Raw genomic sequence first — 22110 nt, forward strand, 5'->3', positions numbered from 1 at the left:
GCGAGAAATGTCCCAGAAAATTTTAGATGTGGTTAAGCCAGGCGTGGTGTGTGGTCACGATATGCAAAAAATCTTTGCTATCGCCAAGCAACAAGAATTTGCTCTGCCTGCGGTAAACGTAGTTGGCACCGATTCGGTGAACGCCGTATTAGAAGCTGCCGCCAAGGTAAAAGCGCCGGTAGTGGTGCAGTTTTCTAACGGTGGCGCAGCATTTTTTGCCGGTAAAGGCTTAAAGATGGAAGGGCATCAGGCGGCGATTTTAGGCGCTATCTCAGGTGCGCATCATGTGCATGCTATGGCCGAAGCCTATGGCATTCCGGTGATCTTACACACGGATCACGCGGCAAAAAAACTGCTGCCTTGGATTGATGGCTTGTTGGATGCCGGTGAAAAACACTTTGCCCAAACCGGTAAGCCGTTGTTTAGCTCGCACATGATCGATCTTTCTGAAGAGAGCTTGGCAGAAAACATCGAGATCTGCGGCCAGTACTTAGCGCGCATGAGCAAAATTGGCATGACGCTGGAAATCGAACTGGGTTGCACTGGCGGCGAAGAAGACGGTGTCGACAACACCAGCATGGACAGTTCATTGCTGTATACCCAGCCAGAAGACGTGGCCTATGCCTATGAAAAATTGATCGCTATTAGTGACATGTTCACTATCGCTGCATCGTTTGGCAACGTACATGGCGTGTACAAGCCAGGTAACGTTAAGCTGACGCCAAAGATTTTAGATAATTCACAAAAATATGTGTCTGAAAAATTTGGGTTGCCGGCTAAGTCGCTGGACTTCGTGTTTCACGGCGGCTCAGGCTCATCGGCGGCAGAGATCAAAGAATCGATCGGTTATGGCGTGATCAAGATGAACATCGACACCGACACTCAGTGGGCGACTTGGGTGGGCGTAATGGATTACTACAAGGAGAAGCAGGATTACCTGCAAGGCCAAATTGGTAACCCAGAAGGCGACGATAAGCCAAACAAAAAATATTACGACCCACGCGTGTGGTTACGTGAAGGTCAAAACCAAATGATAGCGCGCTTAGAGCAGGCATTTACCGAGTTAAATGCGATTAACGTACTTTAAGTAAGTACTACTTCTAATTAAATACCGGCCCTGTGCCGGTATTTTTTTTGCCTGCTATTATTAAGCCACAATTTCGCTTTGACGAGCGCGCCTCGATACTTAACAATCAAGAATGGCACTGGTTTTGGGTGTCCATTATTGGATGGCGAAAGTGAGCAGGTGACAACAGCCAATCGGCGCTGAAATTAGACAACTTAGAGTGCAGCTTGCGGGCCAATCATGGTGACTATCGCTGTGGAGTGATGTTCGTGGCCGCATCGATATCGACCGGTTACAGAAACCTAAAATGAATTTGGACCATTAACTATGACACTCTATCGACAGCTTATACTTACCATGTTGTTACTGTTCGTCATGTTATTTCTTACCGTTTACACGGTGCAGTTTAACGCCACTAAAAATTATTTGGCCGCCCAGCAAGAAACCACCGTTATTAATACGGTTACCGCCTTAGGCTTGGCCTTAACACCTTATTTAGAAACCAGTGATGCGGTGGGGGCCGAGTCGGTGATTAACGCCATTTTTGATGGTGGCTTTTATAAGAAAATACAATTAGATCTGTTAGCCGCGGGCACACAAATTAGCCGTGAGCATGACGCACCCGTGCAAGGTATTCCTACTTGGTTTACTCAGCTTCATTTATTCTCCGGCGCTAAGCATGAAGCTACGCTTACCTCAGGCTGGTTACAGCTTGGCCGATTATCGGTTGAAGGACATGCGGGCCAAGCTTATTACCAGCTATGGCAAGTGATGAGTCGCCAAGCCTTTTGGTTTGCGCTGTGCTTTTTGTTGATATCCGCTTTGCTAGTGTGGGCATTGCGTTACTTGTTAGCGCCGCTGTATGACATTGAGCGCCAAGCTGAACAGGTGACCGAGCGTCATATTAATCAGCCTATTCCGTTGCCTAAAACGAGAGAATTAAGGAAACTGGTCTTCGCCATTAACACTATGTCTACTAAGTTGAGTGTCCAGTTTCAACAGCAAGCAGACGAAGCGGAGCGCTTACGCCGTCGTGCATTTTGGGATCCTACTTCTGAGTTGGGTAATCGTGCTTATTTCGTTACTCAAACTCAGTCTTGGTTGAGTGCAAGTAACCGCGGTGCAGTCATGCTAGTGGCCGTCGATATGTTAGCAGAGGTGGATCAAGAACAAGGTTTTGCGGCTCGAGATCAGATGATCAAACAGATCGCCGCGCAATTACGCCAGCTTTGCCAGCGCTATAGTGATCATGTTATCTCCCGCATTTCTGCCCGAGAGTTTGCACTGTTAATACCCGAATATAATAATGAGCATTTATTTTTATTAGGCGAGGAAGTTAATCGTTTAATCAGCGATTTAGTAGTGAAGCCCGCGCCTGCTGCTGTATCTTTGGTCGGCATTGCTGTGATCACCGCACAAGATAATGCCAGCTTATTGCTGACCCGTGCTGATAACGCATTAGGTCAGGCGCGAATGGATAATACTGCCGCTGTGGTCATCGAAAATGGTGGCGCACAAGCAAGCTTAGGCCGTTTGGCGTGGAAGCAATTAATTGAAACTGCGTTACGCGATGATTTATTTGAGTTAAGCAGCCAAGCCGTGTTTGCCGTTAATGGTCATTTACTGCACGAAGAATTATATATTGCTATTCGTACCCCTGAAGCTTGCTATAGCGCCGGGTCTTTCCTTGCCATGGTGGAGCAATTCAAATTAGGACAGCAGTTAGATCTGCATATTATTAACCGTGCACTCCAACACTTAGCAACCAAGCCTGAGCTGCGCTTAGCTGTTAACCTCACTGCATACAGTTGCCGCCAACCTGAGTTTTGGCATAGCTTAAACCAATTATTATCACAGCACACTCAAGTGAGTGAGCGATTACAGTTAGAGCTACCAGAGAGTGTATTTTTATTGCATAAGAGTGCACTGATAGCGCCCCTTAGCTCACTGACCTTGAGCTGGGGCATCGATCATTTTGGTCGACATTTTGACTTACTCACTCAACTGGGCGAGTTAAAGCCCGTCTACGTTAAGCTTGATTATGGCTATAGCGCTCAAGTGACACAGCCCGATTATGATGGGGCTTTTTTAGCTGCCGTGTGTCGTGCCGCCCATAATATGGGCGCGCAAACCATTGCCACTCGCGTCGAAACCGCGCAGCAGCTGGCCATCTTACAAACCCTCTATGTGGATGCTTATCAAGGCTTTGTGAGCCCGCCACGGCCTTTGGTTTAATTATCCTAAATTTTCGAACGGTATGAGCATAATTGACTGAGCTTGTGTCTTTATAATTGATGCTAATAGTTTTAGTCATCGTCTTTGCTATCGGCAGAGCCTGAGTCCGTCACCAGAGCCGTAACGATAAACGTGGAGGATATTTTGCAAGTTGCCGAGAGCTTGTTGCTACCGCTTAATGCGTCTACTATTGACACACTGGGCTTGAATACCGCCGCAGTGGACGATGTGCTTAATTGGCTAGCCGTGTATAGTCACCCTGACTTATGAAATGACTCATACTTTAATTCTGTTAGTTTTACACGCTAAACAATGAGGCCGTATTTATGCGCACCAAAGCCCTGAGCACTCTCTCCTTACTGCCGCTACTCATTAGCAGCAGCGCCTTTGCCATTGCCGTCCCCGATAAAGCGCACTTGATGACGCAAGGGCAATCTGAAATTCGCGTCGCTCCCGATATGGCTACCTTAACGGTGATGGTTACGGCGCTTAAACCCGAAAGCCTTGCTGCCAAAGAAGAAGTGGACACCAAAGTGGCGGCTTTATTCAGTAACTTGGCCAGTTTAGGCGTCACTAAGAAAGACATCGACAGCGGTAATGTGATCACGCGGCCCGATTATCAATACGGCAAAGATCAAGCACCGCCTAAATTACTGGGCTATCAAGCGGAACGCCAAATCAGTGTGCGCTTATATGATCTCGATAAACTGAGTGAAACCCTGAACACCATTTTAGTGCAGGGCGTACAAAATATTCAGCAAGTGAGTTACGACCGCCGCAATGCAAATGAGCTACGCCAACAAGCCCGTATCGCGGCCGTTGCTCACGCGCGCACCATTGCAGAAGAGCTTAGCCTGGCGGCGGATCGTAAATTAGGCGAGGTCTACGCCATTGAGTATCAGCAACCGCACCAATCCGCGTCGCGTCACTATGGCATGATGGATGCGAAAATGGCCTCCAGTGAAGAGCTAGATGCCAGCTATGTACAAAACGAAATAGAGTTTAGCGACCAAGTGCAGATGGTGTTCTTACTCAATTAATCGTCAAGGTAAGTAAAATGCGAGGGGGGATCATAGACATGAGTCCCCCTTTTTTATGCGAAAAGTAGTCGCCAAATATGGCTTAATAAACGTCAGTCAACGAGTGTCCGTAAGTAGTATATTCTTCTCGGCTAACCTTCAAAAAAAATTTATAACATCAAAAAATGTGACTTTGATAACATAAATTCCCTCAGGCCGCTGTTTTTGATACTTTAAGGCATACTCACGCAGCTGTCAGAAAGGAACAGGTCATGGCTATCTACTCTTTAGATAAAGATAAGATTAAAATTTTATTACTTGAAGGCGTACATACAGGCGCTGTTGAGATGTTCAAAAATGCAGGTTACAGCAATATCGACTATTTAAAGACCTCATTGACGGACGAAGAGTTAAAAGAACGCATAAAAGACGCACATTTCGTGGGGTTGCGCTCTCGCACCCAGATCACCGAATCGGTACTGGATGTGGCAGAAAAGCTGGTGGCCATCGGTTGCTTCTGCATCGGTACCAACCAAGTAGACTTAGACGCAGCGGCCATTCGCGGTATTCCGGTATTTAACGCGCCCTTCTCCAACACCCGCAGTGTGGCCGAATTAGTATTGGGCGAAATACTGTTGTTGTTGCGTGGTATTCCTGAGCGTAACGCGAAGGCACACCGTGGCGAATGGCAAAAAACTGCGACTCATGCCTTTGAAGCTCGCGGCAAGCGCCTAGCGATTATCGGTTATGGCCACATTGGTATTCAGCTGAGCATTATTGCTGAAAGCATTGGCATGCAAGTGTCTTATTACGATATTGAAACCAAGCTGTCATTGGGTAATGCCACTCAGGTCTACGACCTAGAACAGCTGCTGAGTCAGGCTGATGTGGTGACCTTGCATGTGCCGGAAACCCCACAAACTCAGAACATGTTTGGTGCCGCCGAGCTAGCCATGATGAAGCCCGGCTCCATCTTGATCAACGCCTCACGGGGTACGGTAGTGGACATAGATGCGCTGGCCAGTGCGCTCACCACTAAGCACCTTGCCGGTGCGGCCATTGATGTGTTCCCGGTTGAGCCTGCGTCTAACGACGAAGAGTTTGTGTCACCGCTGCGTAACTTCGACAACGTGATCTTAACGCCGCACATTGGTGGCTCTACCCAAGAAGCACAGGAAAATATTGGCTACGAAGTAGCAGGCAAACTGATTAAGTACTCAGATAATGGTTCTACTTTATCTGCGGTTAACTTCCCAGAAGTGTCGTTGCCAGAGCACCCAAATACCAGCCGTTTGCTGCACGTACACCACAACAAACCGGGTATTTTGAGCCAGATTGTGCAGGCGTTTTCTGTAGAAAACATCAACATTGCTTCTCAGTATCTGCAAACCACACCGACCATTGGTTATGTGGTGATTGAAGTAGAAACGGCACAAAGTGAGCAGGCACTGATTAAGTTGAACAGCATTGAAGGCACTATTCGCGCCCGTATCGTGCACTAAGATAATTGCTAAGCTTGAGTGAACACAGGTTTAGTGAGTAAGAGCTTGAGTGAGTAACAGTGTGAGTGAGCAAAAAGGGGCCATGTTGGCCCCTTTTTCATCTCTAAAATTATTCATTTGCCGCTAAAAATTAAGCCGCTTAAAAGCTAGGTGGTTGAATATCCATTTCATCCACAAACCGCTCCACGTTCATCTCTGCCTGCTTAACCGCATCAAAACTGGCAATGTGAAATACCGCGTCGCCTTCATTGACTAACGGCATGGTCAAACAGCCGATAACAATGCCGCTCTTAGGTGCAATCACTTCCCGCTCTTCGGCGCTTAAGGGGGCAGTAATAGTACCCAGGCATTGACCTTTACTGACCCGATCGCCCAAACGCGCTTTAAGGTGCAATAAGCCATCTTGCTCGGCCCGGATCCAGTTACTAGACTTGGCAATCATGGTGTTCATCTGTGCTTTTTTTACCGTGGGTTTGAGCATGCCTAAGGTGCGCATCACGTTTAAAATGCCACGAGTGCCCGCTTTAATGGCCACCGGCTCAAAGCGCAGTGCTTCTCCCGCCTCATATAAAATCACCGGAATATCACGGCTCTCGGCCACGGCGCGCAGTGAGCCATCACGAATACTGGCATCCAAAATTACCGGTGCGCCAAAGCTTTCTGCCATGCTGCGGGTAATATCACAGTCTAACTTGGCGCGAATTTGCGGCAGGTTGGCTCTGTGAATGGCACCCGTGTGCAAGTCGATGATGTGCGAGCAATGACTGACGATTTGATCGACAAAAAAATGCGCCACTCTCGAGCCTAATGAGCCTTTTTCACTACCGGGAAAGCAGCGATTTAAATCGCGACGATCCGGTAAGTAGCGAGACTTATTAATAAAGCCAAACACATTCACTACCGGCACGGCGATAAGGGTGCCCTTTAAGCGCGCCGGATTGACACGGCTCAGCACTTGATTGACGATCTCAATGCCGTTGAGCTCATCCCCATGAATGGCAGCACAAATCAGCAGCACGGGACCGGGATGCTTACCGTGAATAATCTCCAGCGGCACCGTTAATGGCGACTGGGTATACAGTTGAGCCAAAGCTAACTGCAGCACCTTGCGCTGGCCTGGTGCGACTTCAATACCCGCTAACGTAAAGGGTGCCGTCATTAGCCACGCTCGCGAGTTTTGGATTTCTTGTGGCTGTGCTTTTCAATGTAATCGATCATCATGTCGGCTACATCTTTGCCGGTGGCCACTTCAATACCTTGCAAACCCGGTGATGAGTTAACTTCCATTACCAAAGGCCCACGCTTAGAGCGCAATAAATCCACACCCGCTACGCTTAAGCCCATGGCCTTGGCGGAAGCAATGGCGGTTTTACGCTCTTCTGGCGTAATACGAATAAGCTCGGCGGCACCGCCGCGGTGCAAGTTAGAGCGAAACTCACCTTCTTTGGCTTGGCGCTTCATGGCGGCAATCACTTTATCGCCGAGCACGAAACAGCGAATATCAGCACCACCGGCTTCTTCAATAAATTCCTGCACCATAATATTGGCTTTTAAGCCCATAAAGGCTTCTAGTACGCTCTCTGCGGCCTTGCGGGTTTCTGCCAATACCACGCCAATGCCTTGCGTACCCTCAAGTAGCTTGATCACGAGCGGCGCGCCACCCACCATATCGATAAGATCCGGCACATCGTCAGGTTTGCAAGCAAAGCCGGTGACGGGCATGCCGACCCCTTGGCCTGACAACAGCTGCAAGGAGCGCAGTTTATCCCGTGAACGGCTGATGGCTGCCGAGTGATTCAGCGAGTAGCAGTTCATCATTTCAAACTGTCGCAATACGGCACTGCCGTAAAAGGTCACACTGGCGCCAATGCGGGGAATGATGGCGTCAAACTGTTCCAGCTCTTTACCGTGGTAGTGAATGGAGGGCTTATTATCATTGATGTTCATATAACACTTGAGGGCATCAATAACGCGCACCTCATGGCCGCGAGCTTCGGCAGCCTCGCGTAAGCGACGGGTAGAATAAAGGGAGGCATTGCGAGACAGAATAGCGATTTTCATGGGTGTGGTGAGGCTCTCTATACGTTGTGAGGTGAACTATGACTGCAGGCCCGGTTAACTATCCTGATTGTTTCTTACTATTTGCACTAATTATTCGCACTATTTACGCTAACAATGCGCTGAGCGCCATCAAGAAAAAACCGGTCTGGGCACAAAAAAAATTGAATAGGTGCTTAACTTATCGGTAATGGCCTACGGTTAAGTTAGTCATAATAACAAATCCCCGCAGGCATTGGGCTTTCATTGTCTGCGGGACTGTGTCTAAATGGTGTCATACAGAGCTAGCTACTAACGCTAGCCGTTTCCATCGCTAGGAGGAAATGATGTCTACTGATCTAACTGCATCCAACAATCCATCTTCTAACTCACGTTATATAGACACGCTGACTGTGGGTCAGCATGCTTATCTTTATTACAGCTTAGCAAAGCTTGACCACGCTAACGCCATTTCTGAGCTACCCAAATCCTTAAAAGTACTGACTGAGAACTTGGTACGCAACTTAGATAGCGACACCGTCACGGCTCAAGATATTGAGGCCATGCATGAGTGGCTAAAAGATGCGCGCTCGACTCGGGAAATTGCCTTTCGCCCGGTGCGGGTGTTAATGCAAGACTTTACCGGCGTGCCGGCGGTGGTGGATTTGGCCGCCATGCGCGATGCGGTGCAACGTTTAGGTGGCAAAGCCGAGCAGGTTAATCCGCTGTCGGCGGTTGACTTGGTGATTGACCACTCGGTCATGGTGGACGCCTTTGCCAGTGATCAGGCTTTTGACACCAACGTCGACATGGAAATGGCGCGTAATGGCGAGCGTTATGCCTTTTTACGCTGGGGCCAGCAAACCTTTGATAACTTCAAAGTGGTGCCACCGGGTACCGGTATTTGCCATCAGGTTAACCTCGAATACTTAGGCCAAACGGTCTGGCAACAGCAAGTCGGCACAGATACGGTCGTGTGCCCAGATACCCTAGTGGGTACCGACTCACACACCACCATGATTAACGCCCTCGGCATACTGGGTTGGGGCGTGGGCGGCATTGAAGCGGAAGCGGCCATGCTGGGCCAGCCGATTTCTATGCTGATCCCAGAAGTAATGGGCTTTAAACTCACCGGCCAATTACGCGAGGGCATTACCGCCACCGACTTAGTCTTAACGGTGGTAAAAATGCTGCGTGATCGTGGCGTGGTGGGTAAATTTGTGGAGTTCTACGGTGATGGTTTAGCCACGCTACCATTGGCGGATAGGGCGACCATCGCCAACATGGCGCCAGAATATGGCGCGACCTGTGGCTTCTTCCCGGTGGATGAAGAAACCCTGCGTTACTTAACGCTGACCGGTCGTAGCGCTGAGCAAGTTGAGCTGGTTGAAGCTTACAGCAAGGCGCAAGGTTTATGGCGCCACGCAGGTGACGAGCCAACATTCAGCGATACAATGAGTCTGGATATGGGCACGGTCACCGCCTGCTTAGCGGGCCCCAAACGTCCGCAAGACAGAGTCGAATTATCGCAAGTGCCGCAGGCGTTTAGTTTAAGCCGCGAGCTTAGGGTTGAGCCCAGCGCAGAGTCAAAGACGCGCTTAGAAAACGAAGGTGGACAAACCGCGGTGGCGGTCGAGCAATCATTAACCAGCGCTCAATTTTGCATGAACGGTAATAACTATCAGCTGGAAGAGGGGGCCGTAGTGATTGCCGCCATTACCTCTTGTACTAACACCTCTAACCCTAGCGTGTTGATGGCAGCCGGTCTGCTAGCTAAAGCGGCGGTAGAAAAAGGCTTAACGCGGGCTCCTTGGGTGAAAACGTCATTAGCCCCTGGCTCCAAGGTGGTCACGGATTATTTAATTGCCGCCGGATTGATGCCCTATTTGGAGCAGCTCGGTTTCTATTTGGTCGGCTACGGTTGTACTACCTGTATTGGTAACTCAGGTCCCTTGCCAGATCCGATTGAAGAGGCCATTAAGAAAAATGATATGACGGTGGCAGCAGTGTTATCGGGCAACCGTAACTTTGAAGGCCGTATTCATCCATTGGTGAAATCCAATTGGTTGGGCTCGCCGCCGTTAGTGGTCGCCTATGCGCTGGCGGGCAGCATGAATGTGGACATCACCACAGAGCCGCTGGGTAAGGACCCGCAAGGTCAGCCGATTTACTTGAAAGATATTTGGCCATCGCAACAAGCCATTGCCGATGCGGTACAGTTAGTGACCAGCGACATGTTCCATAAAGAATATGCGGCGGTTTTTGAGGGCGATGAGCACTGGCGCGCCATTAAAGTGGAGCAAAGCGCTACCTTTAACTGGCAGGCAGATTCCAGCTATATCCAGCATCCGCCGTTTTTCCAAACCATGGAAAAAACGCCTGAGCCTGTGGCCGACATTAAGGGGGCGAGATTACTGGCCATCCTCGGTGACTCTGTGACTACCGACCATATCTCACCGGCAGGCAGCATTAAGGCCGACAGTCCGGCGGGGCACTATCTGCAATCTTTAGGCATTGAAGAAAAAGACTTTAACTCCTACGGCTCACGCCGCGGTAACCACGAAGTCATGATGCGCGGCACCTTTGGCAATATTCGTATTCGTAACCTTATGCTAGAAAATGTGGAAGGCGGCGAAACGCGCCACTACCCCAGCAATGAGCAGTGTTCGATTTATGATGCGGCCATACGCTATCAAGACGAAGGCGTGCCTTTGGTGGTAGTAGCCGGTAAAGAATACGGCACTGGCTCCAGTCGCGATTGGGCAGCAAAAGGAACCTTGTTACTTGGGGTACGGGCTGTAATTGCTGAGTCCTATGAACGCATTCACCGCTCAAACCTGATCGGCATGGGCGTAGTGCCGCTGGAGTTTATCAGCGATACCGCCGAAAGCTTAGGCTTGAAAGGAGATGAGCTGTTAAGCATCAAAGGCTTGAACGACTTAAGCCCCGGCAAAACGCTGACCGTGGTGATTGAGCGCGCAGATGGCAGTAGCCAAGAATCTCAAGTGCGGTGTCGTATCGATACCAGCAATGAGCTGACCTACTACCAGCACGGCGGCATCTTGCACTACGTGATCAGGCATATGCTGGAATAACTAGCGATAAGTTTGAAGCTGTAAGCTAGAAATTAAGCTCAAAACTAAATCAAAAGCACCGAACCTAAAGGCTCGGTGCTTTTTTTGTTCTTTTTAGCTTGGCTCTGTCTTATCCCAGCGTGGCTAAGATCACCTGAGCCGGTGAAAAGTGGGCGTAGGCTAAATCGCCTGGGTGCCAAATTATGGCTTGATGGTTAGCTGTAGTTTGCTCGCTATGGTGCGGCAGTTGGGCACACAAAGCTTCACCTATCTCTAATTGCAGCAGTACCTCATCAAACTCCTCGCCGACTAATACTTCACTAATAATGCCTGCCAATACATTATCGCCTTTAGGGACTTGAAGGGGGTCTTTGGTGAGGCTTACCCATGGTGCCTTAATCAGCGCTAAGACTTCTTTCTTAGCTTCCAATCCTAAACGTGCACAGCTAGCGGCGGTTATGTCGGCGTACAAGGAAGTGTCGCCATCTAGCGTTAAGCAGACTTTACCACTCAGATCACTTAAATCCAGAGCACTGACTTTGGCAAAAAATTGATTGCGGGCACTGGTTTGTAAGGAAAATCGCGCTACTACTGACAACAAACTATCCAGCGAGGTGGTGTCATCTTGTAGCGCATCCACAGCCATGCGTTCTATCTGAGTGAGCAAACTGTAAATTTTTAATAATCGCTCACCATATGGCGTCAGCGCGGCACCACCACCGCCTTTGCCGCCTGTTTCGCTGCTTAGCACCGGATGCTCGGCCAAGATATTCATGTCTTTGATGGCGTCCCATGCGGACTTATAACTGATGCCTGCGGCCTTAGCGCCTTGGCTAATGGAGCCATGGACACGAATTTGCTCGAGTAAGCGGATGCGTCTGGGGTTCACAAACAGTTGTTGCTGGCTGTGCAGGGTCAATGATATTTGCAGATCCATGATGCATCCTTAAAAGTAACTCGCGCTATTGTGGTTAAGCGAAGTTGGCTCGGCAAATAATTCGCTTGGCCATTCTCACTAGCTGTTTTCGTTGTGTTTATAATTACATAACGATAAGGTGTAAGCGATGTGCATTCTTTTATATAACCAGTGGATGGAATAATAGATGAAAAAAGCATCGGGTTTATCGTTATTATTTATAGCGCTCGGCTGTTCAGCATTGTTGTCGGCACCCGTGTCAGCCGCTGAGATTCGCGTGGCCGTGGCCGCTAACTTTACTGATGTAATCAAGCAACTGGGTGAAGAGTTTGGCAAGCAAAGCGGTCATAAAGTGTCTGTATCCTCGGGGGCGACCGGCAAGCTGTATGCGCAGATTAAAAACGGTGCACCTTATGATGTTTTTCTGGCGGCAGATGAAAAGACGCCGACTTTGCTGGATGAAGAAGGGGTGTCCATCGCCGATACCCGTTTCACTTATGCTCTAGGCAGCTTGGTGTTGTGGAGTGCGGATGAGGCCTTATTTGATAAGGGACAGTTTGATAAAGGTCAGACCGATAAAGCTCAGAGCGTGCTAAAAAAGCAAGCATTTAGCCATATATCCATCGCTAATCCCAAGACGGCCCCTTATGGCCGCGCGGCACAGCAAACCTTAGAAAAGCTGGGATTTTGGGATCAACTGCAGCCGAAAATGGTACGTGGTGAGAACATAGGCCAAGCCTACCAGTATGTGTACAGCGAGAACGCGCAGCTGGGCTTTGTGGCCAAGTCACAAGTGTTTAAAGATGATGCTTTCACTGGTGGCTCTTATTGGGAAGTGCCCACAGAGATGTACGACCCTATTGTACAGCAGGCGGTATTATTAAAAGATAATGCTCCGGCTCGTGAGCTGCTCGATTATCTTCGCTCACCAGAAGCGGCGGCGGTGATCCAGTCTTACGGTTACAGCATCAGTCCTTCGGACAGCGTTAAGCCATAAGCGGTAAGCTATCAGCTAAAGATGAATTTCTTGTAAGGGCTAAAGAGTAAGGGAGCGGTCGAACCGATATTTAGTCCGTGTATAGCGTGGCAAAAATATTCTTTAGTTTTTAGCTTTCATATTGGCGTTAAGAAAAAGGAAGAAGGATGTCTCTGTCTCCAGATGACATTACCGCTTTGCTGGTCACCTTGCGCTTGGCCGGCATTACTGTGGTGGTGCTGCTTATTATTGGCATGCCGCTGGCTTGGTGGTTGAGCCAGACCCAAAGTCGTTTTAAGACCGCCATCGAAGCCATGGTGGCTTTGCCGCTGGTATTGCCGCCGGTAGTGCTGGGTTTTTATTTGCTGCTGGCGCTGGGCCCTAATGGCATCTTTGGTAAGGCGTCCATCGCCTTGGGGGGCGGCACGCTGGCGTTTAGTTTTACCGGTCTCGTTATCGGCTCTGCTTTTTACTCGTTGCCGTTTGTGGTGCAGCCATTGCAAGGCGCGTTTACTAGCATTGGCCAGCGACCGTTAGAGGTGGCGGCCACCTTGCGAGCCTCGCCGCTGGACCGCTTTTTTACGGTGGTGGTGCCCTTAGCGCGGAATGGTTTTTTAACCGCCATTGTGTTGGGTTTTGCCCACACCTTGGGGGAGTTTGGCGTGGTATTGATGATAGGCGGCAATCTGCCGGGCGTGACCCAAGTAGTGTCCATCGCCATTTATGACCACGTAGAAACCCTGCAATACGGGCAGGCGCATGTATTGTCGGGCTTATTATTAGTGCTATCGTTTACAATTTTATTGGCGGTGTATGCGCTTAATCGACGTTTTGCGGTGGTGCGTATATGACCATTAAGGCGGCGTTTAAGGTACAGCGGGCGCGCTTTACGCTGGACGTAAATTTTGAATTGCCAGCACAGGGCGTGACCGCCTTATTTGGCCCTTCTGGTTGTGGAAAAACCACGCTGTTACGTGCCATGGCGGGCCTTGAGCGCTGCCCAGGACACTTTTGGCTCGGCGAACAATGTTGGCAAGATCAACAATTATTTGTCCCGACTCACAAACGTCGCTTGGGTTATGTGTTTCAAGAGGCGAGCTTATTTGCCCATTTGTCGGTACAGCGCAATTTAGAATATGGCTGGCGCCGCTTACCCCAGGCACTGCGGCGCGATGATAAAGAGCAAATTATCGACTGGCTGGGCTTAACGCCGTTACTCGCTCAAGGGGCCGCTGAATTATCCGGCGGTCAACGCCAGCGGGTTGCCATTGGCCGCGCTTTATTGAGTAGCCCTGAGTTGTTATTACTGGATGAACCGCTGTCTGCATTGGATGGTAAAGCGAAACGCGAAATACTGCCCTTGTTAGAGCATTTATCGGCTCAAGCAAAGGTGCCGGTATTTTACGTGACCCATGCACCTGAAGAAGTGGAGCGCTTAGCGGATCGGGTGTTATTAATGGATCAAGGCCAAATAAAGCATAACGACAGCTTACAGCAAGCGCTGGCTCGCCCTCACAGCCTGTTATACAAAGATGATGAAGTCGCGGGCATTATTAGTGGGCAATTGCGCCCAAGCCTACCCGATGGCCGCGTGCCTTTTGATTATGGGACAGGTAATGATGAGACCGATGTTGATGAGTTAAGTGATGCAGGGGCGGGGCGGATCTGGCTGACTGGCCATGATGGAGCTGTAATTGGTGCGGGGCGGCTGCGTATTTTAGCCAGTGATGTCAGCGTGGCGTTAGCGCCGGTGACCGGCATTTCTATCGTTAATCAGTTACCCGCTCAAGTGGTGAGCATGATAGACACGGGCCAAGGGCGGATGCTGTTGCGTTTAAGTTTAAGGGGCGGAGAGCAAATACCGGCGCAGCTCTCTGCTTATTCTGTTGCTCAGTTGGATTTAAAAGTGGGCAGCAACTGTTATGCGCTCATCAAAGCGGCGGCGCTGTTAGTGTGAGTGTTGGTGTTACCTATGATATTAGAGCTGCTTTTTTAACGGCTGCTTACTAGGAAGAACATGCAAGCCGATAATAGAGACCAAAGCACAATAGAGTTAAACCTTGAAACAAGGCGATGAAGGAAAGGACCTGTGCATCAGAACCTGCTGCACAGGTTTTCGCGCCTAAAGCACGCGACTACAATCGTGCAATATGTCGTTTTGTTTCGCGATTTTCGTAACAGAGAGTGTACTAAAGAGGATTTTATCTATGGCTTAGCGCGGCACTTAAATTCATCGCCGTGCTATTTACCACTGTTATTGGTGCTTAAGCTGTGTATTTCTTCACACCATCGGGAATACCGATCACTAACACATCGGCGCCGCGCTGAGCGAACAGGCCATTGGTCACCACGCCCACTATGGCGTTGATCTGGGCTTCTAACTCGCGGGGTGTGGTAATGCTTAAATTCTGCACGTCGAGAATGTGGTTGCCGTTGTCGGTTACCACACCTTCACGATACACAGGTGTGCCGCCAAGCTTTGCCAGCTCGCGTGCCACATAAGCACGCGCCATGGGGATCACTTCTACTGGCAGCGGAAACTTACCCATCACTTCTACGGTTTTAGTCTCATCGACGATACACACGAAGCGCTTGGCCACGGCGGCCACGATTTTTTCTCGCGTTAATGCCGCACCGCCGCCTTTGATCATGGCCATGCTGGTATCTATTTCATCGGCACCGTCTACATAGACATCAAATTCGCTGATGTCGTTGAGATCAAATACTTCAATGCCCAGCTCTTGCAGTCGAACCGTTGAGGCTTCTGAGCTAGAAACGGCGCCCTTGATTTGATCTTTGATAGAGCCGAGCGCATCAATAAAGTGGTTTACGGTAGAGCCAGTGCCCACACCCACGATACTGCCAGGCGTCACGTAATCCAGTGCAGCCCAGGCGGCGGCTTTTTTCATTTCATCTTGTGTCATTAAATGGCTTCTTGTTAAATTAAAACCAGCGCCCAGCGTAAGGCCCGCGGCACTCGAGTGAGAAATATGAGGGCGTATGATAGCAAACCCAAGTTGGCTTGCCTCCCGCTTTGCGCCTTAGTTTATGTGGTCACGTTTTCACCAGCGAAAATGCTCGGTCGGCGTCAATAACTCAGGCAAGGGCACATCCCAACTGGCAATGGGCAGGGCGGTCACTTGTTGGCAGTCGTGAGCTAACCCCACAGGCTGGGGGCCTAAGTTGGAAGTCTGACTGAGCGTGCGGTCATAAAAACCGCCACCCATGCCCAAGCGATTACCCTGAGCATCGAAGGCGACCAAGGGTGTATAGATAATATCTAGCTGCTGCTTGGGCACTATTAAGCGAATATCTAGCTGAGGCTCAAGGATACCTAAGACATTAACGTGCATGGGAGTATCGGGCTGATAGCCTAGAAATAACAAATGGCCTGCGCAAAACGGGTGCAGCACTGGCAGACACACCTGGCAACCTTGCGCCCAATACCAGTTAATTAATGGCAAGGGATCCAGCTCACCGTCATTGGCCAGATATAAGGCCACCGCCTTGGCCTGCGCTAAGTGCGGTGCCTTCGCCACTTGGTGTACTAGCTGATGGGCAGCGCAAGTTTGCTCGGCCTGAGTTAACTGGCGTCGAGCGTGGCGTACTGCTTGGCGAATTTGACGTCTTTCACTCACTTATTAACCCCTTATGGCCGCGCAGCGTTTGCTGCGAGCTTGCAACTTAAAGCTTAGGTTTTCCCCAAGGGCCCGTAATGAGCTCAATATAGAGCGCTTCCACCTCAGTGCGTGCCCAAGGAGTGCGCCGCAAGAAGGTGAGGCTAGATTTAATGCTGGGATCACTTTTAAAGCAGTTGATATTGACGCGCCGCGCCAACTCTTGCCAGCCTAAACGTTCAACCAGTTCAGTGACGATGGTTTTAAGCGTGAGGCCGTGCAGGGGGTTATTGAGTTGTTCTGTCATGCGTGAATAACCTGTTAGTAGGATCTTTAAGAAAACGCGTTAATTATAACAGGATTTACAGGGGAGGGAGGCCAGAGCTGACTAAAATTGTAGAAAGTCAGTGGCTAAATTTAGGATCCCCAAGGTGCCGTTGCGGGTGTGAGTCCTTGAACCGAGAGGTTCAAGGCGGAACTCCGGTATCTACCGCAGGCTTCTCGGTCGGGCCGAGCATGCACAATAGTAAACAACACGGCTTTCCTTTTTTGTTAATATCGGCTCAGGGACGTCACCCTACTGACAAACACCCCAGGGAAAGCGAAACTTTTTAGTAATCTAGGAGCAGAATACCAGTATTAAAATCTGATTTCGACCCTAGTGAAACAATTTATTTTACCTTTAATCTTAGCCTCCTTTCTTGTGGTGTTAACCCACTTTGTTGGCCAAGGCTTCTTCGATAGTATGCTGCAGCATCTTAATGCGCTTGTCCATGGCGTCAGCATATTGGTAGTTTTTATCTTTTTCAAGCTCCAGCTCATGGCTGATGTTTAAGGCAAGCATGATGGCGATTTGCTCGTTAGAGCCCGCCTTGCCGCTTTGCTTAAAATTACGAATTCGCTCATTAAGCGTCTCGGCTGCCCGCTGCAATGCAACTTCTTGCCCAGCAGGACAGGCAACCTTATAAGGTCGCCCCAGAATAACAATATCTATTATTGCCGCTGTGGTCATGTAATCCTCAGATGGCTATTTGCAGAAGGCGATGAAATTCTGGCGACTATATAGCGCCACACCAGAAGTTTCAAGTGGTGGCTGGCTTGAGTGGGATCAGAATGCTAGGATCTGGACCAATATTTCCCACTTTTTCACCAATTGAGTAAATGATGAACGACAAAGCCCGACTCAACTACGACGCTTTCACCACTTTATTAGAGCATCACAACATGGTGGTGACCGCCGCCGAAGTCCATGGCGTTGTTTGTGGCTTGATTTGCGGTGGTCTTGCGCAAACCGACATTCGTTGGCAGCAACACTTCAATGGCCTACTCAACGATGACTTTGCACTGCCGAGTGAAGTGCAAAAAGCCGTTAACTTATTATTTTCTCGTGTTGCTGACGAACTGCTTAATCAAACTCATTTTGAGTTACTACTGCCCAGCGATGAAGAGTCACTCGATGAGCGCCTTGACGCTATGATGGAATGGTCTGCGGCTTTCTTAGCCGGTTTTGGTGTCGTGCAGCAAGAACTGAATAAAGCCTCAGATGAATTGCAGGAAATGATCCAAGACATTAGCAGCATTACTCAAGTTTCCAGCGACTTTGACCAAGAAGATGAAGAAAGCGAAACCGCGTTTGTGGTGCTGTACGAACATTTAAAGTTGGGCGCTATCCTCGCATTTGAAGAATTTGGCAACGGCCAGTCTCAAGCGAAGCGACCAACAATCCATTAAGCAATCATTGATTAAGCAAGCATTCGCGCATCAACCATTCACTCATTAACCATAGTCTAGCCTAATGACTCATTATGATGTGGTAATTAACGGCGGCGGTATGGCCGGTGCCGTATTGGCGTTAGGGTTAAGCAAACTTAGCCGAGCCTGCGGCCAGCCACTGCGCATCGCTGTGATTGAGCACGCCAGTCCGAGCCTTGATCAACATTCGGGTTTTGATGCCCGCAGCATTGCGCTGGCCGGTCACAGCCGTGAGCTATTAGAGCAGTTAGGCTTATGGTCGTTACTGGATGATTTGGCCACTCCTATCAATGCTATTCAGGTCACGGATCAAGGTCACCTGGGGCAATTGAATCTTAGCGCCGCCGATTATCGACTGCCTGCTTTAGGTTATGTGGTAGAGCTACACCCGGTGGGCCTGCGCTTATACCAGCAGCTGCAAAATAATCCGCACATCGACTTGTTGTGCCCCGCAAAAGTCCACACCTGGCAGCAGCACACCAGCCTCTTGCAACTGACGCTGCAAGATGGCCGAGAGCTAAGCACTCAGTTATTGGTGGGCGCCGATGGCAGCCACTCCGTGATTGCCGGCCAGCTTAAGCTAGAGCGGCGCCAGTTTGATTACCAACAAAGTGCCATTATTGCCAATGTGCAAACCCAGCTGCCTCATCAAGGTCGCGCGTTTGAGCGTTTTACGGCTCAAGGTCCGCTGGCCTTATTGCCGATGAGTGCTGGGCGCAGTTCACTGGTGTGGTGTGTGTCGCCAGCGCGCGCGCGCGAGCTGATGAGCTTAGACGAGCCGGGTTTTATGTCGGCCCTGCAGCAAGAGTTTGGTTATCGTTTAGGCAAAATTACCCGCAGTGGTCAGCGCAGTTGTTATCCGCTGCATCTTAATGAAGTGCGTCGCCCTTGGCATCACAGAGTAGTGCTGGTCGGCAATGCGGCGCATTTATTACATCCCATTGCTGGGCAGGGTTTTAATCTTGGCTTGCGAGACGTGGCGGCCTTAATTGTCGCCCTGCAACAAGAGGTGTCTCAGGGGGATCGAGTGAGCGACTTAGGGGCGCATGCCGTGCTCAGTGGTTATGGCCAGTCGCGATTAGCGGATCAAGCGGAGCTGGTGGGCATGACCTCGGCGTTGGCGTTATTGTTTTCAAATACGGATCCCTTGTTAGCAACGGGCCGTAATCTGGGGTTGATGACCATCGCAGCCTGCACTTCCTTGAAAAGTAAATTGGCCTGGCGGGCCATGGGCAAGAGGTAACCGCATGCAAGCAACAGATGTGATCATAATTGGCGGTGGCATAGTGGGCTTAACGCAAGCCTTGGCCTTAGAGCACAGCGGCTTAAAGGTGGCGGTCATAGAAAGCCAGCTGCCTGCCGAGCAGTTGCCGGATATTCCAGAAAACCGCGTGAGCGCCATCAATCTGGCCTCACAAACCTTGCTCACTCGTCTGCAAGCGTGGCCCAGTGACACCCGCCGCTTAGGTCCTTATACCGCAATGCAAGTGTGGGAGGCAGACACAGCGGCGCAGATTGAGTTTTCAGCCAGCCTGATGCATCAGCCTCATTTAGGGCACATTGTTGAAAACCGCCTGCTGCAACTGAGCCTACTCGCTCGGGTGCGGCGCAGCCCGCATATTGAGTTTTATGCGGCGCGTGCCAATACGGTATCGGTAAGTGAGCAGGGGGCCTTCGTGTTGCTTGATAATGGAGTGCCCATTACGGGGCGCTTGCTGGTGGGGGCTGATGGCGCGCGCTCTTGGCTGCGCGACCAGTTGCAGCCGGGCATGGTGGAGTGGGACTACGATCACCATGCATTAGTGGCCACCGTACAGACCACTGAACCCCATCAACAAACCGCACGGCAAATCTTTCGTGGTAACGATATTTTGGCGTTTTTACCGCTGGCCGATGCGTACCAATGCTCTATTGTGTGGTCGTGCCCACCCGAGCAGGCTCGCGCGCGCTTAGCCTTATCAGACGCCGACTTTAATCAGGCAGTCGGGCATGCCTTTGATTTTCGCTTAGGCCCTTGCCAAGTACTGGGACCGCGCATGGCCATTCCGCTGAAAGCCCGTTATAGCCAGCAGTTTTGTGGCCCACGTTGGGTATTGATTGGTGATGCGGCGCATACGGTGCACCCCTTAGCGGGGCAAGGTGTGAATTTAGGTTTACAAGATGCGGCCGCCTTGGCCCAAACCTTGGCTGAGTTACAGCAACAAGGTCGTGACATAGGTGCACATAGCGAGCTGAAAGCCTTTGAGCGTTGGCGCAAAGCCGAAGCCGTGACCTTATTGGCGGCGATGGAAGGGCTGAAGCGATTGTTTGGCAATGGCCATCCCTTATTACGGCGCTTGCGCGGGTTAGGGCTTAATCTGACGGACAAGTTGACTCCGCTTAAGCGACAGTTAGCCGCCCATGCGCTGGGCACCGGCGGCTTACAGCCCCAATTGTCTCGCCCAGATGCGGTATTGCCTGAGTCTCCTACAACACAACACCGTTAATGGCTTAACGCGGCTGGCAGTGCGCCACATAACCTATAATTCACATCGGCTGCTACAGCCACCTATTTGTCCTAAAGAATCGAGCCGTTAACTGCACATTAAAAATTATCGTCTATTCTTTTCTCGTCAACAGACCCTAGTAATCAAAGCCAAATCAAGCCGGTGGTTTACCATCGGAGCGGTTTTATCCACTTGGGCTGGCGTATAACCGAATATGATGCTGTTAAAGCGGTGATTAAACAGCAGATGTTCGCTTATTAAGCCGGCCCCAAGAAAAAGGAAGCGCAGTGATGACTCAGCACACAGCTTTGTATCCACAACATCTGGCCGCCGGCGCCAAAATGGTGGATTTTCACGGTTGGGAAATGCCCATTCAGTATGCCTCTCAGCTAGAAGAGCATCATATAGTGCGCACCAGCGCCGGCATGTTTGATGTTTCTCATATGACCATCATTGATATTACTGGCCACGAGGCTAAGCCGTTTTTACAGCGATTGTTAGCCAATGATGTGGCGCGCATTACTGAGCCGGGCCGAGCCATCTACAGTGCCATGTTAAATGAGCAGGGCGGGGTGCTTGACGACTTGATCACCTATTATTTTGCCGATGATTACTATCGCCTGATCGCAAACTCCGCCACTCGCGATAAAGACTTAGCTTGGATTGAGCAACAAGCAGCAAGCTTTGACGTCGCGGTGAAAGCGCGCCCCGAGCTGGCCATGATAGCCGTGCAAGGGCCAACGGCTAAGGCTAAGGCCAGTCAGGTATTTAACGATGAACAAAATGCCGCTATTGTTGGGGCAAAGCCTTTTTATGGCGTACAAAGCGGTGACTTATTTATTGCCACCACTGGCTACACAGGTGAAGAAGGCTATGAAATTATCGTGCAGGATAGCCACGCCGCTGCGCTCTGGGATGCTTTGTTAGCGGTGGGCGTTAAACCTTGCGGCTTAGGTGCGCGAGATACGCTGCGCCTAGAAGCGGGCATGAACTTATATGGCCAAGATATGGATGAGTCAGTCACACCGCTTGAAGCCAACATGGGCTGGACGGTGGCTTGGGAGCCGGTGGAGCGTGAATTTATTGGCCGAGCCGCCATTACGGCGCAAAAAGTCGCCGCCCAGCACCCTAAGTTAGTGGGGCTGATGTTGAAAGAAAAGGGCGTGCTGCGCACCGGTGCTGCCGTGCGCTTTGCAGATGAGACAGGGCAAATGCAAGAGGGCGTTATTACCTCCGGCAGTTTTTCTCCTACACTGGGCCACAGTATTGCCTTGGCGCGAGTCTCAGGGCCCATTGGTCATGAAGCGCAAGTTGAGATGCGTAACAAATGGCAGCCGGTGGCAGTGGTCAAGCCGCCTTTCGTACGGTTTGGTAAAGTGGTTGATACTATTTAGTTAAATTAAGTTTAATTGTTTTAAACTGGTGTACGT

General features: G+C 50.2%; 20 protein-coding genes and 1 other RNA gene. 13 read left to right on the forward strand and 8 right to left on the reverse strand.

The window, feature by feature from the left end; translation table 11 throughout:
- Positions 1-7 precede the first annotated feature (7 nt).
- The 5 genes from fbaA to serA all read left to right on the forward strand — a co-directional run bounded on the left by fbaA (position 8) and on the right by serA (position 5822).
- Positions 8-1087, forward strand: coding sequence for a class II fructose-bisphosphate aldolase (gene fbaA, locus R0134_RS04470; RefSeq protein ID WP_319783642.1), 1080 nt, complete (start codon positions 8-10; stop codon positions 1085-1087).
- A 306-nt stretch (positions 1088-1393) separates the two neighbouring features.
- Positions 1394-3301 carry an EAL domain-containing protein gene (locus tag R0134_RS04475; protein ID WP_319783643.1) on the forward strand — a complete coding sequence of 636 codons (1908 nt, stop codon included), beginning with the start codon at positions 1394-1396 and terminating at the stop codon, positions 3299-3301.
- Between the two features lie 144 nt (positions 3302-3445).
- Positions 3446-3571, forward strand: coding sequence for a hypothetical protein (locus R0134_RS04480; protein WP_319783644.1), 126 nt, complete (start codon positions 3446-3448; stop codon positions 3569-3571).
- A 56-nt stretch (positions 3572-3627) separates the two neighbouring features.
- Complete coding sequence (locus tag R0134_RS04485; RefSeq protein ID WP_319783645.1) at positions 3628-4341, forward strand: SIMPL domain-containing protein; 714 nt, start codon at positions 3628-3630, stop codon at positions 4339-4341.
- 251 nt (positions 4342-4592) lie between these two features.
- Positions 4593-5822, forward strand: coding sequence for a phosphoglycerate dehydrogenase (gene serA, locus R0134_RS04490; protein ID WP_319783646.1), 1230 nt, complete (start codon positions 4593-4595; stop codon positions 5820-5822).
- 139 nt (positions 5823-5961) lie between these two features.
- On the opposite strand, the gene R0134_RS04495 is transcribed toward serA, so the two are convergent.
- Positions 5962-6981 (reverse strand): succinylglutamate desuccinylase/aspartoacylase family protein, encoded by a 1020-nt coding sequence (locus R0134_RS04495; protein WP_319783647.1) that lies wholly within the window; start codon positions 6979-6981, stop codon positions 5962-5964.
- The gene (gene rimK, locus R0134_RS04500) at positions 6981-7883 is read right to left on the reverse strand and encodes a 30S ribosomal protein S6--L-glutamate ligase (protein WP_319783648.1); all 903 of its coding nucleotides are present in this window, start codon (positions 7881-7883) and stop codon (positions 6981-6983) included. The genes R0134_RS04495 and rimK overlap by 1 nt, the downstream gene beginning before the upstream one ends.
- A 320-nt stretch (positions 7884-8203) precedes the next feature.
- Between rimK and acnA the strand changes: the two genes are divergently transcribed.
- The gene (gene acnA, locus R0134_RS04505; RefSeq protein ID WP_319783649.1) at positions 8204-10954 is read left to right on the forward strand and encodes an aconitate hydratase AcnA; all 2751 of its coding nucleotides are present in this window, start codon (positions 8204-8206) and stop codon (positions 10952-10954) included.
- Positions 10955-11063: 109 nt separating this feature from the next.
- Here the strand turns inward: acnA and R0134_RS04510 are convergent, their stop codons facing one another.
- A complete protein-coding gene (locus R0134_RS04510) occupies positions 11064-11870 on the reverse strand; it encodes a TOBE domain-containing protein (protein ID WP_319783650.1) in 807 nt (268 codons plus the stop codon).
- Positions 11871-12036: 166 nt separating this feature from the next.
- Between R0134_RS04510 and modA the strand changes: the two genes are divergently transcribed.
- The 3 genes from modA (at position 12037) to modC (ending at position 14782) form a co-directional block, all read left to right on the forward strand.
- Positions 12037-12846 carry a molybdate ABC transporter substrate-binding protein gene (gene modA / locus R0134_RS04515; protein WP_319783651.1) on the forward strand — a complete coding sequence of 270 codons (810 nt, stop codon included), beginning with the start codon at positions 12037-12039 and terminating at the stop codon, positions 12844-12846.
- A gap of 152 nt (positions 12847-12998) precedes the next feature.
- Positions 12999-13676 carry a molybdate ABC transporter permease subunit gene (gene modB / locus R0134_RS04520; protein ID WP_227875188.1) on the forward strand — a complete coding sequence of 226 codons (678 nt, stop codon included), beginning with the start codon at positions 12999-13001 and terminating at the stop codon, positions 13674-13676.
- Positions 13673-14782, forward strand: coding sequence for a molybdenum ABC transporter ATP-binding protein (gene modC, locus R0134_RS04525; protein ID WP_319783652.1), 1110 nt, complete (start codon positions 13673-13675; stop codon positions 14780-14782). Before modB ends, modC begins: the two co-directional genes overlap by 4 nt.
- Positions 14783-15089: 307 nt before the next feature.
- Here the strand turns inward: modC and rpiA are convergent, their stop codons facing one another.
- From rpiA to zapA, 5 genes are all read right to left on the reverse strand, one after another.
- The gene (gene rpiA, locus R0134_RS04530; protein WP_319783653.1) at positions 15090-15749 is read right to left on the reverse strand and encodes a ribose-5-phosphate isomerase RpiA; all 660 of its coding nucleotides are present in this window, start codon (positions 15747-15749) and stop codon (positions 15090-15092) included.
- Positions 15750-15887: 138 nt separating this feature from the next.
- The gene (locus R0134_RS04535; RefSeq protein WP_319783654.1) at positions 15888-16463 is read right to left on the reverse strand and encodes a 5-formyltetrahydrofolate cyclo-ligase; all 576 of its coding nucleotides are present in this window, start codon (positions 16461-16463) and stop codon (positions 15888-15890) included.
- A gap of 46 nt (positions 16464-16509) precedes the next feature.
- A complete protein-coding gene (locus R0134_RS04540) occupies positions 16510-16749 on the reverse strand; it encodes a VF530 family protein (RefSeq protein ID WP_319783655.1) in 240 nt (79 codons plus the stop codon).
- Positions 16750-16861: 112 nt separating this feature from the next.
- Positions 16862-17044: non-coding RNA, 6S RNA (gene ssrS / locus R0134_RS04545), on the reverse strand.
- 107 nt (positions 17045-17151) lie between these two features.
- Positions 17152-17454, reverse strand: a complete 303-nt coding sequence (gene zapA, locus R0134_RS04550) for a cell division protein ZapA (protein WP_319783656.1) — start codon at positions 17452-17454, stop codon at positions 17152-17154.
- A 149-nt stretch (positions 17455-17603) separates the two neighbouring features.
- On the opposite strand from zapA, the gene R0134_RS04555 reads away from it, so the two are divergent.
- The 4 genes from R0134_RS04555 (at position 17604) to gcvT (ending at position 22074) form a co-directional block, all read left to right on the forward strand.
- A complete protein-coding gene (locus tag R0134_RS04555; RefSeq protein WP_413641424.1) occupies positions 17604-18173 on the forward strand; it encodes a UPF0149 family protein in 570 nt (189 codons plus the stop codon).
- A 64-nt stretch (positions 18174-18237) separates the two neighbouring features.
- Complete coding sequence (ubiH, locus tag R0134_RS04560) at positions 18238-19437, forward strand: 2-octaprenyl-6-methoxyphenyl hydroxylase (RefSeq protein ID WP_319783657.1); 1200 nt, start codon at positions 18238-18240, stop codon at positions 19435-19437.
- 4 nt (positions 19438-19441) lie between these two features.
- Positions 19442-20680, forward strand: coding sequence for an FAD-dependent oxidoreductase (locus R0134_RS04565; RefSeq protein WP_319783658.1), 1239 nt, complete (start codon positions 19442-19444; stop codon positions 20678-20680).
- Positions 20681-20970: 290 nt separating this feature from the next.
- Positions 20971-22074: a glycine cleavage system aminomethyltransferase GcvT gene (gene gcvT / locus R0134_RS04570; protein ID WP_319783659.1), complete on the forward strand. Its 1104-nt coding sequence runs from the start codon at positions 20971-20973 to the stop codon at positions 22072-22074.
- The last annotated feature ends 36 nt before the right edge of the window (positions 22075-22110 follow it).

Source organism: Oceanisphaera sp. IT1-181, from assembly GCF_033807535.1.
Lineage (GTDB): Bacteria > Pseudomonadota > Gammaproteobacteria > Enterobacterales > Aeromonadaceae > Oceanimonas.

What these genes read in the sequence shown, in the direction of transcription:
- fbaA (WP_319783642.1), top strand. Translation starts at nt 8, where the DNA reads ATGTCCCAGAAAATTTTAGATGTGGTTAAGCCAGGCGTGGTGTGTGGT.
- R0134_RS04475 (WP_319783643.1), top strand. Translation starts at nt 1,394, where the DNA reads ATGACACTCTATCGACAGCTTATACTTACCATGTTGTTACTGTTCGTC.
- R0134_RS04485 (WP_319783645.1), top strand. Translation starts at nt 3,628, where the DNA reads ATGCGCACCAAAGCCCTGAGCACTCTCTCCTTACTGCCGCTACTCATT.
- serA (WP_319783646.1), top strand. Translation starts at nt 4,593, where the DNA reads ATGGCTATCTACTCTTTAGATAAAGATAAGATTAAAATTTTATTACTT.
- R0134_RS04495 (WP_319783647.1), bottom strand. Translation starts at nt 6,981, where the DNA reads ATGACGGCACCCTTTACGTTAGCGGGTATTGAAGTCGCACCAGGCCAG.
- rimK (WP_319783648.1), bottom strand. Translation starts at nt 7,883, where the DNA reads ATGAAAATCGCTATTCTGTCTCGCAATGCCTCCCTTTATTCTACCCGT.
- acnA (WP_319783649.1), top strand. Translation starts at nt 8,204, where the DNA reads ATGATGTCTACTGATCTAACTGCATCCAACAATCCATCTTCTAACTCA.
- R0134_RS04510 (WP_319783650.1), bottom strand. Translation starts at nt 11,870, where the DNA reads ATGGATCTGCAAATATCATTGACCCTGCACAGCCAGCAACAACTGTTT.
- modA (WP_319783651.1), top strand. Translation starts at nt 12,037, where the DNA reads ATGAAAAAAGCATCGGGTTTATCGTTATTATTTATAGCGCTCGGCTGT.
- modC (WP_319783652.1), top strand. Translation starts at nt 13,673, where the DNA reads ATGACCATTAAGGCGGCGTTTAAGGTACAGCGGGCGCGCTTTACGCTG.
- rpiA (WP_319783653.1), bottom strand. Translation starts at nt 15,749, where the DNA reads ATGACACAAGATGAAATGAAAAAAGCCGCCGCCTGGGCTGCACTGGAT.
- R0134_RS04540 (WP_319783655.1), bottom strand. Translation starts at nt 16,749, where the DNA reads ATGACAGAACAACTCAATAACCCCCTGCACGGCCTCACGCTTAAAACC.
- zapA (WP_319783656.1), bottom strand. Translation starts at nt 17,454, where the DNA reads ATGACCACAGCGGCAATAATAGATATTGTTATTCTGGGGCGACCTTAT.
- R0134_RS04555 (WP_413641424.1), top strand. Translation starts at nt 17,604, where the DNA reads ATGATGAACGACAAAGCCCGACTCAACTACGACGCTTTCACCACTTTA.
- ubiH (WP_319783657.1), top strand. Translation starts at nt 18,238, where the DNA reads ATGACTCATTATGATGTGGTAATTAACGGCGGCGGTATGGCCGGTGCC.
- R0134_RS04565 (WP_319783658.1), top strand. Translation starts at nt 19,442, where the DNA reads ATGCAAGCAACAGATGTGATCATAATTGGCGGTGGCATAGTGGGCTTA.
- gcvT (WP_319783659.1), top strand. Translation starts at nt 20,971, where the DNA reads ATGACTCAGCACACAGCTTTGTATCCACAACATCTGGCCGCCGGCGCC.